This window comes from Allomuricauda sp. TY007 (assembly GCF_010468565.1).
Taxonomy (GTDB): domain Bacteria; phylum Bacteroidota; class Bacteroidia; order Flavobacteriales; family Flavobacteriaceae; genus Flagellimonas.
Window position 1 is genome coordinate 89,348 of sequence record NZ_WUEG01000015.1, and the last position, 12,118, is coordinate 101,465.

General features: G+C 39.0%; 9 protein-coding genes, 1 rRNA gene and 1 riboswitch. Of the genes, 6 read left to right on the forward strand and 4 right to left on the reverse strand.

Annotation, left to right across the window (positions count from 1 at the left end):
* Positions 1-100: 100 nt before the first annotated feature.
* Positions 101-308: riboswitch (cobalamin riboswitch) on the reverse strand.
* 432 nt (positions 309-740) lie between these two features.
* Positions 741-1,985, reverse strand: a complete 1,245-nt coding sequence (rocD, locus tag GO009_RS15165; RefSeq protein ID WP_163627386.1) for an ornithine--oxo-acid transaminase — start codon at positions 1,983-1,985, stop codon at positions 741-743.
* A 235-nt stretch (positions 1,986-2,220) separates the two neighbouring features.
* Here rocD and rlmD point away from each other — a divergent pair, with 235 nt between their 5' ends.
* Genes rlmD through GO009_RS15180 form a run of 3 tightly spaced genes read left to right on the forward strand, consistent with a single transcriptional unit; the run spans position 2,221 to position 4,924 of the window.
* On the forward strand, positions 2,221-3,633 hold the full coding sequence (gene rlmD / locus GO009_RS15170) for a 23S rRNA (uracil(1939)-C(5))-methyltransferase RlmD (protein ID WP_163627388.1): 1,413 nt from the start codon (positions 2,221-2,223) through the stop codon (positions 3,631-3,633).
* Between the two features lie 30 nt (positions 3,634-3,663).
* The gene (locus tag GO009_RS15175) at positions 3,664-4,182 is read left to right on the forward strand and encodes a DUF6452 family protein (protein ID WP_163627390.1); all 519 of its coding nucleotides are present in this window, start codon (positions 3,664-3,666) and stop codon (positions 4,180-4,182) included.
* Complete coding sequence (locus tag GO009_RS15180; protein WP_163627392.1) at positions 4,163-4,924, forward strand: DUF6048 family protein; 762 nt, start codon at positions 4,163-4,165, stop codon at positions 4,922-4,924. Before GO009_RS15175 ends, GO009_RS15180 begins: the two co-directional genes overlap by 20 nt.
* A gap of 254 nt (positions 4,925-5,178) precedes the next feature.
* Here GO009_RS15180 and GO009_RS15185 read toward each other — a convergent pair whose 3' ends face one another.
* Positions 5,179-6,336: a class I SAM-dependent RNA methyltransferase gene (locus tag GO009_RS15185; RefSeq protein WP_163627394.1), complete on the reverse strand. Its 1,158-nt coding sequence runs from the start codon at positions 6,334-6,336 to the stop codon at positions 5,179-5,181.
* Between the two features lie 56 nt (positions 6,337-6,392).
* On the opposite strand from GO009_RS15185, the gene GO009_RS15190 reads away from it, so the two are divergent.
* From GO009_RS15190 to GO009_RS15200, 3 genes are all read left to right on the forward strand, one after another.
* Positions 6,393-7,079 (forward strand): ZIP family metal transporter, encoded by a 687-nt coding sequence (locus GO009_RS15190; RefSeq protein WP_163627396.1) that lies wholly within the window; start codon positions 6,393-6,395, stop codon positions 7,077-7,079.
* Between the two features lie 140 nt (positions 7,080-7,219).
* Positions 7,220-8,977: an Ig-like domain-containing protein gene (locus tag GO009_RS15195; RefSeq protein WP_163627398.1), complete on the forward strand. Its 1,758-nt coding sequence runs from the start codon at positions 7,220-7,222 to the stop codon at positions 8,975-8,977.
* Between the two features lie 55 nt (positions 8,978-9,032).
* The gene (locus GO009_RS15200; protein ID WP_163627400.1) at positions 9,033-11,279 is read left to right on the forward strand and encodes an Ig-like domain-containing protein; all 2,247 of its coding nucleotides are present in this window, start codon (positions 9,033-9,035) and stop codon (positions 11,277-11,279) included.
* A gap of 19 nt (positions 11,280-11,298) precedes the next feature.
* On the opposite strand, the gene GO009_RS15205 is transcribed toward GO009_RS15200, so the two are convergent.
* Positions 11,299-11,934 carry a hemolysin III family protein gene (locus GO009_RS15205; protein WP_163627402.1) on the reverse strand — a complete coding sequence of 212 codons (636 nt, stop codon included), beginning with the start codon at positions 11,932-11,934 and terminating at the stop codon, positions 11,299-11,301.
* Positions 11,935-12,017: 83 nt separating this feature from the next.
* Positions 12,018-12,118: ribosomal RNA gene (gene rrf / locus GO009_RS15210) — 5S ribosomal RNA — on the reverse strand; the annotation flags it as partial.

The window sequence follows — 12,118 nt, forward strand, 5'->3', positions numbered from 1 at the left end:
TTAAACAAGAAGAACGCTATGTTTTTTCTATAGAAAAACCCAGAGAAAGAAATAAACACGCCCGACTTGCCCTTAACGCGAAGGCACCGTCAAAATCCTACAAGGTAGGAACGATATGGGCAGGTATCCTGGCTTGTTCGATTCCTACCGGCCTTCTCGCCCCCACTTTGGGGACAATGGCATTGTTGGTAAAAACATACTATCCCGTGAAACAGGATCGGACTTACAGTTGCGCGTCAGCTCGTGATTTTCACACGATTCCCTTTTAACCCCAACTTTCGAAGGGGACCCTTACCGTTATGATAAAGAAATTAAGTAAAGAACTTATTGAAGTGTAAATGTAGCCATTAAAATTATGAAGGGATAACGAATAAGTAAATTATCTTTCATCCAACAGTCCCCATTTACTTTTTCTTGTTGAATATGTTTGAACCTAAGAATAGTTTAGATCGCTACCAAAAAATATAATACAATATTTGAACACCAATCCAACACTTATTTTGAGGGTATGGTGATTTAAAAAAACGTATCGGGAATTCCATACCAAGTCCAATATTTTTTTGTAGAAAGTCAGATACATGCGATGAAAATAAAAGAGTCTAAAATGTCGATTTTCGTCAACCTGGACTTGATTCAGGTTCTCATAATGATTTGATTATGGCATAATGAGATTCCGAATTCCTGCTCGCAGGAATTCGGAATGACACATTTCAATACTTTTAGAGTTTTTTATCCAATATCTATTTAGAAAAATCTTGAAGCGTTTTGATGATAATGGAAACACAATCCATCAACTGCCCACGGTTCATTACCAAAGGTGGTGCAAAACGGATAATGTTGCCATGCGTCGGTTTCGCCAACAATCCATTCTCCTTTAATGCCATACAAATATCCCAAGCGGTCGAGCTCTCTTCCGTATCGTTGATTACAATGGCATTGAGCAACCCTTTACCACGTACTTTCACTACCAAATCACAGGAAGGGATAAACTTGTTCAGCTCTTCGCGGAACAATTCGCCCAATTCTTGGGCGTTATGGGCCAAGTTTTCTTCTTTGATCACCTCTAGGGCAGCCGTGCTTACCGCAGCGGCAACAGGATTTCCGCCAAAAGTACTTCCATGACTTCCCGGGGTAATCACTTCCATGATTTCATCGTTCGCCAAAACACCCGAAACAGGGTAAACTCCCCCCGAAAGGGCTTTGCCCAAAATTAGAATATCCGGTTTTACATCTTCATGGTCTACTGCCAGCATTTTGCCCGTTCTTGCAATACCGGTCTGTACTTCATCGGCAATAAAAAGTACATTGTATTTTTCACAAAGGGCCTTGGCTTTTTTCAAATATCCTTCGGATGGCACATAAACCCCGGCTTCACCTTGAATAGGTTCTACCAAAAATCCAGCAACATGTGGATTACTTTTCAAAGCATTTTCCAGTGCCGTCAAATTATCGTATTCGATTTTTACAAAACCTTCGGTGTACGGACCATAATTTTTTCTCGCCACTTCATCATTGGAGAAAGAAATAATAGTGGTAGTTCTGCCATGAAAATTGTTTTCGCAAACAATCACCTTGGCTTGGTTTTCTGGGATACCTTTTTTCTGGTATGCCCACCTTCTACAAACCTTCAAAGCAGTCTCAACGGCCTCTGCCCCTGTGTTCATGGGCAACAACTTATCAAAACCAAAGGTTTCGGTTGCGTATTTTTCGTACTTCCCCAACATATCATTATAAAAAGCCCTCGAAGTCAAGGTCAATGTTTTTGCTTGCTCCACCATGGCCCCAACGATTTTGGGGTGGCAATGTCCTTGGTTTACCGCCGAATACGCAGAAAGAAAATCGTAGTATTTCTTTCCTTCCACATCCCACACATAAACACCTTCGCCCCTGCTCAAAACCACAGGGAGAGGATGGTAATTGTGTGCTCCGTACTTGTTTTCCAAATCTATCGCTTGCTGCGATGTTAAATGCTCTAAAACAGCCATTTCATTAAATGATTAAAATTGATAAAATAACCATTCCTACTGTACCTTTATTCTTTCGAAGTCTCGAAAAAGCAGCGTGGGAGAGAAATCATCCCTTGGAGTGCCCGCAAATTACAAATTAATTGATGAAAATGTAATCTTTCAGAATGTGATTCCCGCTTGAACAACCAAAAGTTTAGATGCAATTTAAGAAGCTGTGTTCTGTGAAATACCAAAAAGAACTTACTTTTGCGGCATGCGTAAAAACAAAAGGAGAAAAACGTTTGAAAACGTAGAGGTAGTCGATGCCGGCGCAAAGGGGAAATCCGTGGGCAAGGCCCCTGACGGACGTGTAATTTTCTTGACCAATGCCGTTCCCGGAGATGTGGTGGATGTAATGACCACCAAAAAACGAAAAGCCTATTTTGAGGGGGTTGCCACCAACTTCCACACCCTTTCCGATAAAAGAACCGAACCTGTATGTGAGCATTTTGGTGTATGTGGTGGCTGCAAATGGCAGCACATGGGGTATGAGCACCAACTCTATTTTAAACAAAAAGAGGTAGAAAACAACCTAAAGCGCATTGGTAATCTTGAATTACCAGAAACCACCCCTATTCTTGGTTCCAAAGAGCAGTACTTTTACAGGAACAAAATGGAGTTCTCTTTTTCTGATAGCCGATGGTTGACCCAGGAGGAAATCAACTCCGATATCGAAATTGAGGACAGAAATGCATTGGGATTCCATATTCCTGGCATGTGGGATAAGATTTTGGATATTAAAAAGTGCCATTTACAGCAAGATCCTTCCAATGCCATACGGTTAGAGGTGAAAAATTTTGCCAATAAAAATGGCCTCCCCTTTTTCAACCCTAGAAAACAGGAAGGCCTTTTAAGAACATTGATGATCCGAACATCATCAACAGGGGAAATTATGGTGCTCATTCAATTTTTTGAAGATGGTAAGGAACACCGCGAATTATTGTTGAATCACATTAATGAGAAATTCCCTGAAATAACAGCCTTGCTCTACGTCATCAATTCCAAAGGGAACGATACGATATACGATCAGGAAGTGATTTGTTTTGCGGGCCGTGACCATATTTTTGAGGAAATGGAAGGTCTTCAGTTCAAGATCAACGCAAAATCTTTTTACCAGACCAATTCGGAACAAGCGTATGAGCTTTATAAAGTGGCAAGGGGTTTTGCTGGGCTTACCGGAGACGAATTGGTATACGATTTATATACTGGAACGGGGACCATAGCTCAATTTGTGGCCAAAAATGCCAAAAAAGTCGTTGGTGTGGAGTCCGTTCCCGAAGCTATCGACGATGCCAAGGCCAATGCGCTTCACAACAACATTTCTAACGCTGAATTCTTTGTCGGCGATATGAAAAATGTGTTCAACGATGATTTTATCGCTGCACATGGCCAACCCGATGTGATCATTACCGACCCACCTCGGGACGGTATGCACAAACAAGTGGTGGAACAACTCTTGCAAGTGGCACCGCCTAAAATTGTGTACGTAAGCTGCAACAGCGCAACCCAAGCCAGGGATTTGGCACTTATGAAAGAAAAATACAAAGTCACCAAGGTACAACCCGTGGATATGTTCCCGCAGACACACCACGTTGAAAATGTTGTACTTTTGGAAAAACGGGTGTAGTTTTTGAATTAAAATCCACAGGTAACCGGAATGAAGAAAATAATCCCCATCCTACTTATAGCATCAATGCTCTATTTTGTTTCATCCTGTGAAAAGGATGATATCTGTGTTGAGGGTGACACACCACTGATGGTCATTGGTTTTTTTAACATTGATGATACCACGGCAGCAAAAAGAGTTTCATCGATACGGATCAAAAGTTTGGATATAGACAGTATTTTGACCAATGATTCTTTTAGTGACAGAGCAAATTCGCCAGATTCATTGATGGTTCCCTTAAGGAGCAGTGCAACAAGTACCATGTACCAGATTATTTCTGGTTCACGGGATGATGAAGAAACGGAACAGGAAATTGGGAATATCGATACCTTAACCATTTCTTACGACCTTGGTGAAGCTTTTATCTCAAGGGCCTGCGGGTTTGTGGTCAATTATAACAACATCACCGTTACCGTACCGGAAAGTGCCGAGAATTGGATCCAAGATATTAAGGTCGTTCAACCTAACGTAGAAAACACCGATAACATCCATGTCAAAATATTTCATTAGCATTTTTATTGGCCTGCTGCCAATTTTGGTGCAAGCACAAAGCGAACCTATCGACCTTCAACAAAAGGATACAATTGAATATAAAGATCAGTATGGGCTTCGCGTGGGTGCAGATATTAGCAAATTGGTGCTTTCCTTTATGGACGAAGATTACACGGGCTTGGAGCTGGTGGGCGACTACCGACTTACCCATAAGTTGTATTTGGCTGCAGAATTAGGGAACGAAACCAAGAGGCAGAACGAAAGTTTGAACAACACCCTTTTATACGATTACGAAACTTCGGGAAGCTATATTAAAGCAGGTGTGGATATGAATACCTACCAAAATTGGTATGGAATGAACAATGCCATTACCATTGGGGGGCGTTATGCAGTGGCAAGTTTTAACCACACCTTGAACGATTATAGCCTTTACGAAACAAACCAGTTCTTTAATAAAGACTTTTTGCCCGGTGAAAACCCCAACCGTGAATTTAGCGGATTATCTGCCTCTTGGCTGGAATTTGTAGTAGGTGCAAAAGTGGAACTGTTTGCCAATATTTTTGTGGGTATGAGTGCCCGATTGGGATTTTTGATCACCAATACAGAAGATGAAGCATTCCCCAACCTTTGGATTCCCGGATTTAATAAAGTGACAGAGGGAAGCAATTTTGGTGTGAACTACAACTATTCCATCTCTTACTTTATCCCACTTTACAAAAAGTCCAAAAAGAGCAAGGAGGAACCTGAAAACAATCAATAGTTTGATGACTGCCCCATTGATGGTACTGGATAGCGAAAATCTGGACAATACCAATAAATGGGAAGGACTTAAAAAGAAGAAACTCGAGTATGGTACGATAAATAAAAGGAGCCACATTGGACTCCTTTTATAAAATTTGGTTGAGTTAGTTAGTCGTGTTTTAAACACATCACCAAATCTAAACAATTCTTTTGCACTAAGCCAAATCTATTTTTATACGATTCCTCATCATTTTAAAGCATAGGTAACTGACCTTAGCTCTGTTTTTTCGCCTTTTTGCTTCCTTCATAAATTTCATACTTTACCAATCTTGCTTCCAGCTTACCATTAAAGGTCTTTATTTTTTTGGAAGTCTTTAGGCCTATGTGCTTTAGCGCCTCCAAGTTGGAAGTAATCAACCAGATATCCGTACCTGGATAAATCTTTTTAAAGGTGTCCCCCATTTTGCCATAGAAAATTTCCATATCAATGGGCAATCGCTCTCCATACGGTGGATTGAACAACATGTGTAATTTACCATCAACTGGTTTGTCCACTCTAAAAAAATCCTTTCGCTCCACGGTAATGTAATCCGACAAATTGGCGTGGTCCACATTTTCTTGTGTTTTTCTTACCGCAGATGGGGCTTTATCGTAACCAATAATCTTATGATGGAACTCTCGCACCTTTTTTAAACTCGCATCCACGATTTTAGTGTGCAACTCAGCATCATAATCGTTCCAATGCATAAATGCATAAGACTCCCTATTAATGTTTGCAGGTATATTGCAGGCAATCATTGCAGCTTCAATCAGAAAAGTTCCGCTACCGCACATGGGGTCAAAGAAATCCGATTGCCCATCCCACCCACTTTTAAGCAACAGACCGGCTGCCAATACTTCGTTGATGGGCGCAATATTGGTCAACATACGGTATCCCCTTTGATGAAGGGAGCTCCCGGAACTATCCAAGGAGACCGTACAGGTATTATTATAAATGTGTATGTTTATTTTTACATCGGGATTTTGGGTCTTTACATTGGGGCGTTCCCGAACCACTGCCCTAAACTTGTCCACGATGGCATCCTTGGTCTTTAGGGACACGAACATGGAGTTGTCAAAAACCTCTGTATTGGCAATACTGTCAATGGCAAAAGTTTTTCCTACATCAAAAATTTCGGGCCAATCCAGATCATAAATATGCCTGTAAAGATCCTTTTCATTAAAAACTCGAAACGTTTTTATGGGTTTAAACACCTTTAAGGCCGTTCTAAGGCAAAGATTTGCCTTGTACATAAAACCTGTATCTCCCTCAAAAGTTACATTACGGACTCCCTCTTCCACATGGCCAGCTCCCAAATTACGGAGCTCCTTCGCCAAAATAGGTTCGAATCCGTAAAGGGTTTTGGCCATCATCTTAAAATTTCCTGCCATACTATCTTAAAAACTTTCTGCAAAAATAGGCTATTTTTGCTCCTTTAATTCCACCTATGGATTTTCCTTCCGCTATTATTTATATAATACCCATCTTGGCCGTTTGGGCCGGTTTTGGATTTGTTTGGTTCACAAAACCAAAGAACAACAACAATATTAAGCTCTTGTTGGCTTTTAGTGGAGCATTTCTGTTGTCATTAACTTTTTTTGAGCTGTTGCCCGATGTTTATAATGGCCATGACCCAAAAATAATTGCCCTGTACATTTTGGGAGGGATACTTTTGCAGATATTCTTGGAGTTTTTTTCCAAAGGGGCCGAACACGGGCACATGCACGTCCAACTAAAAGAAAACAAATTTCCCACCTTGTTATTTTTGAGTCTTTCCATCCATGCTCTGGTCGAAGGTGTGCCCATTCATGGAAACGATTCCATTTTGTACGGCATCATCATCCACAAAATTCCGATAGCCATTATCTTGAGCATCTTTTTGATCAATTCAAAGATGAAACTTGTCACATCCCTATTATTTATTGCTGCATTTTCTTTGATGACGCCTTTGGGCAGCTATATTTCCACATCCGTTTGGATGGATAATTATGGTCATTTACTAACCTCCTTGGCTATTGGGGTGTTCTTCCACATATCTACCATTATTTTGTTTGAAAGTGCCCAAGGCCATGCCTTTAACTTACGAAAATTAGTGGTGATCATCTTGGGAATCGGGATTGCTTACTTTGTATAGGAAGGTCAATAATGCATTTCCAGCAAGAAGATTTGCTGAACGTAACATCATTTACCTCTTAACGAATTTTCTTACTTTTCAAGGTGATCTGATTTGTCTTATTTTTAAAAAGCTTAGATTTCGTTTTTTTAAATCTCACAATGAATTCAACCAAACTAAACTATCTTGTCCTTTTTGCTGTTTTTATTCTATTTTCCTGCTCTTCTGATTCCGAAGACCCTACTCCAGAGCCTGATACCGTAGCACCAACACTGAATTTTACCATTTCGGGAACCTCCAGTGGTTCCGCACCCATCGTTGTAAGCGACCAGATGGAAATTAACATCAACGCACAAGACGCGAACGGCATTACAAAAGTGGAAGTCTTTATCGATAATGAAAAAGTTGGTGAGGACACTAGCGCACCATTTAAAATAATAGTTGATTTATCAGGGTATACAGCTAAATCTTTGACTGCCAAATCCCAAAATTATACTCTGCGTGTAAATGCCACGGATACCTCAGAAAATACTTCCTCCAAAGAACAAACAATCACTATTGAATCAAAGACCCAACTGATAACCATTAATTTTCCGGCACAAGTCGAAAATCCAGAGTTAGTAGATTTTTACATATTTGCCTCGCGCATGTCTGGCGAACTTTTAGGTATTGCAAAATTGGAATCAGGTCAAAAAACAGTTTCCATAAGTACAATCGAAGATATTGGCGAGGACGAAGAGTATATGTTGACCTTTGCCCAGAAGTTTGATGCTTACAATGGGGAAACCAATCAATTGGCTACCATTCAAAACATCGAAATTTCCGTTTTAAAAGAAATCAACATTAAAAATTATCCGATTTTTTCCTCTAACTTTTTTGAACGTGAAAGTCCGGAGAAATTCCTCATTGAAGGTTTTTGGGATGAGAATACCGCCGAAACCATAGCCATAGGTGCTCAAGGGTTTGATTATGGTATCAGTGGAAACAATTGCAGCTGCAATTATACAGGTCAAAACAACACTATTTCAATCGCACGGTACAATGAACATGGCAACGGATTCGCCACAGATAAAATCTATTTCAATTTGGTCAATACCAATCAAAACACAGCACAATATGCATTTTTAGACAAAAGCATGTTCCAAGAGGGGTTTAAACTAATTCCCGAACTGTTTTCTACTGAAGGTATGTCATTGGAAAGCTTTGAATACCTCAATTTGGACACTTCAAATTCTAAAGGTCCCAATCTTAAAATATTTGTTTACGAAGATGGTATTGATTATTTGAACAATATCTTTCACACAATATACCCGTATACATTTAATTCAAATATTGAAACGGAATTCAATTATTGGTTGGACAATAATTTTACTAACTATATCACTGAACTGATTTACCTCAATTACAAAATAGATCACACTGGACAACCATATCAAAACTACAATGGAAACGATTGGACATTGAGCCATACTTTTCAAGATGAAACTTTTACCGTAAATAAAAATACGGAAAATCAGGATTTTGTTGGCAGGATTGGTATATCAGATTCCTTTTCTCCAAAAAATGGAGGCCAATCAACCGTATTGGATGGACTCAACTCAACCAATAGATGGCATATTTTATTTGATAGCCAGAACAATTCAACGGTACGGTTACCTGTAATACCCGAAGCCCTACAAGAATGGGTGTTTATTGACAAATACAATAGTCAAACTTTTGAAAGTTCAGAAAATAGTGACCAGCGACAGCTGGAAGTTATCAAATATGAGAGCCTTATTTCCTATAATGACTATTTACAAAAAGTAATACAAGACAACGAAAAATGGTATATGGTTTCTCCCGAAAGGGAAGCCATATTTGATAACCCAAGCTTTTGGAGCGATAACTACTTTTATCCCAACCACTTTTTGTTCGACTAGGACAACAAACCAAAATACACTTAAATAACCATCACAATATTATATAAAGAAGTAAATGAAAAATCTGGAAAATTTCAATCGAATCATATTGTTAGGTATTACAATAATAACGTTCCTTTCCTGTTCCTCAGATTCTTCGGACCCGGCTCCAGAGCCTGATACCGTAGCACCCACCGTAGATTTCACAATAGCTGGCATATCAGATTCCTCCAACTCTCAAACCGTAGTGGTCAGCAGTCAAATCCAGATAAATATTGATGCAGAAGATAAAAGTGGTATCGCAAAAGTGGAAGCTTTTATTGACGGAGAAAAAGTTGGTGAGGATACAACTGCACCTTATCAAATAACTATTGATGTATCTGGTTTTGCTTCCAAAGTGGCTTCAACAGCAAAATTTCAGGATTACGTTCTAAAGGTTGTAGTAACAGATTCTTCCGGAAATAGTACATCTAAAGAACAAATAATCAACATTGATAATGAGATTCCTGTTATTTCAAATCTTTCTATTTCAGAAAATCAAATAATTGGAGGCGATTTTAACGAGGTAACTTTTGAAATCGAAGAAAACCAAGGTTTGGAATCTGTTGAAATCTATATCAACAACCAACTGTATCAAGAACTTGATACGGACAATTTTAATTTCAACTTGCAAACGTCAGAACTTACAGATGGAGCAAACACACTGAAGATTGTAGCACGAGATTTAGCGGACAATATTGCTCTTTTTGAAGTTCCTTTCATTTCTGACAACACAGGTCCTGAAATATCCATTGAGAATTTATCCGACGACCAGATAATTGATGGTACAATTACCATAGCACCCAATCTTACAGATGAATATTCCGAATTGTTTTCGCTTTCCATAGAAATTGATGAACAGGCACTTTTAGCAGTTGAAAATCCCGGAAATGAGTCTTATGTCTTTAATTCCTTACAGTTTCCAACGGGTCCTGGCACATTCAAGATCACAGCTAAAGATGTTTTATTGAATACTACGGAGGTTGAAGTTCCAATAACCATTTTAAGACGTCTGCTAGAAGTAAATGTTCCTGCCAATTATTTTCACAGTAACCTCGAAGTAATACTTTTTCTTTCCAAATTGGATGGCTCTCTATTGGATGAGGCCATAGTTTCACAAGATGAACAGCAAATTGTTTTTAGAACTGCTTTAGATTTGGAACCGGAGGAAAAAACGATGTTAACCTTCGCCTTGAACAGTCCTAGTCCCGGTAATGATTTCGCAAGATTTTATTCCATTTCTGATATTGACATCAATAGACTTCCTATCATCAACCTAGACTATAAACCGATATTGGAGCACAGCTATCAATATTATGAAGCGAGTGGTTTTACAACGGATGACATACATGCGGTAAGGGCTGCAAGTACCAAATATCAAGGTAATTTGGTTTGGGATGATCCCAATAAATTCCAATTCTATAATATGGATTGTTCTACTTGTCCTGTATACGAAATGGAGAATTACTACTTTATAATACTAGATTCTGATACACAACCTTACCAATATACATGGATACCCGCTCCGATTGATGCTAATACCATTTTAGATAAACAAAACTTTACCACAGCAGGTATCGAACAAAGATTCGTACAGGCTTACAACCTCCCATCGAGTAATTACCAACTACATTTGGAAATATTGGGTTATTTAAATGAAGAAGAGTTTAGAGGTGATTATTATCATCTAATGGATGAAAATTCAATAAGCTATTGGGAACTAGGCCCCAATGGCATTGGATATAATTACAATGATGACTTTGAATCCTACGCTACTAAAATCAAACTACGCAATTATCAACCCTCAACTCAAGGTTACCAACTTACAAGTTTTGGAGCAGTAATCGAGTCATTCACAATTCCTGACTGGACTGTTGATTGGGTTGAAACAAGTAGGGTAATTACTATAAACAAATCTGGTTCAGGTGATATATTGGGAAAAATCGAACTTGGTATAGATAATCATGGAGATGAAAATTTTGTTCCGTACGATTGGAACATCATTTTCAACAGTGCTGAAACAAGTTCGGTTAAACTTCCAGAATTACCTGAGACCATAAAATCATGGGATTTTTATTCCGATTTTGTGGAAAAACCTCTCTTCATTCAACAAGTGGATATCAAAAAATATGAAGGAATTTCTGATTATAACGATTACTTACAAAAAGTGATAAAAGATAATAAATCCCCTCATTTGGCATCTCCTAGAATAGAAAGTGTATTCAATAGAAATCCATTGGCTACCAGCGATTCCTTTGATTACTATTATTGGCTATTTGATTAGAACTATACTCTTGATCAATTTAGTTTAAGATTTCAAGTACTAGGCACCAATGACTTATTGCCCCTCCCAATACAAAAAAATGCCATATTAAATGATTATATGGTATTTTTTTTACTGCATAGAATAAGATACCAATGGTATAAAAAGCACCACCTGCGGTAAGGTAAATCAATCCAGATGAAGACATATGCTCCAACAAATAAGGCAAGTCTATTACGATAAGCCATCCCATCACTCCATACAGTACTAAGGAAAACACCTCGAATCGACCAGTAAAGAATATTTTAAGAACTGTCCCAAATAATGCAATGCCCCAAACCAAGTAGAACAACAACCATCCTTTGGATGGTAATAAAACAGACAGGCATACTGGGGTATAGGTTCCAGCAATCAAATAGTAAATACTGATATGATCCAGAATCCTTAGTCGCTTTTTGAGCTTAGGGTCCTCTACCGCATGATAAATTGTAGAGGCCGAAAACAATAGTATTAAAGAAGATGTATAGGCAATGATACTTCCCTTCATAAAGGGTTTGGTTTCGAATTCATTTTGAAAAAGAAGCATTGCTCCTACAACTGCCAATGCTATACCCAGGGCATGGGAATAGGCATTTAGTTTTTCTTCGAGTAAAACGGGATTGGATTGGGTACTCAACGGTATATTTTAAAGTAATAATTCTTCTAGCAAAGATACCATCTAAAAACAAAAAAGCCCTTCACGTTTGTGAAGGGCTTTGAGGAAGGCGGCGACCTACTCTCCCACCTGGTGTGGCAGTACCATCGGCGCAAACGGGCTTAACTTCCCTGTTCGGAATGGAAAGGGGTGGGCCCCGTCGCCA

What these genes read in the sequence shown, in the direction of transcription:
- GO009_RS15200 (WP_163627400.1), top strand. Translation starts at nt 9,033, where the DNA reads ATGAAAAATCTGGAAAATTTCAATCGAATCATATTGTTAGGTATTACA.
- GO009_RS15190 (WP_163627396.1), top strand. Translation starts at nt 6,393, where the DNA reads ATGGATTTTCCTTCCGCTATTATTTATATAATACCCATCTTGGCCGTT.
- GO009_RS15185 (WP_163627394.1), bottom strand. Translation starts at nt 6,336, where the DNA reads ATGGCAGGAAATTTTAAGATGATGGCCAAAACCCTTTACGGATTCGAA.
- rocD (WP_163627386.1), bottom strand. Translation starts at nt 1,985, where the DNA reads ATGGCTGTTTTAGAGCATTTAACATCGCAGCAAGCGATAGATTTGGAA.
- rlmD (WP_163627388.1), top strand. Translation starts at nt 2,221, where the DNA reads ATGCGTAAAAACAAAAGGAGAAAAACGTTTGAAAACGTAGAGGTAGTC.
- GO009_RS15180 (WP_163627392.1), top strand. Translation starts at nt 4,163, where the DNA reads ATGTCAAAATATTTCATTAGCATTTTTATTGGCCTGCTGCCAATTTTG.
- GO009_RS15195 (WP_163627398.1), top strand. Translation starts at nt 7,220, where the DNA reads ATGAATTCAACCAAACTAAACTATCTTGTCCTTTTTGCTGTTTTTATT.
- GO009_RS15175 (WP_163627390.1), top strand. Translation starts at nt 3,664, where the DNA reads ATGAAGAAAATAATCCCCATCCTACTTATAGCATCAATGCTCTATTTT.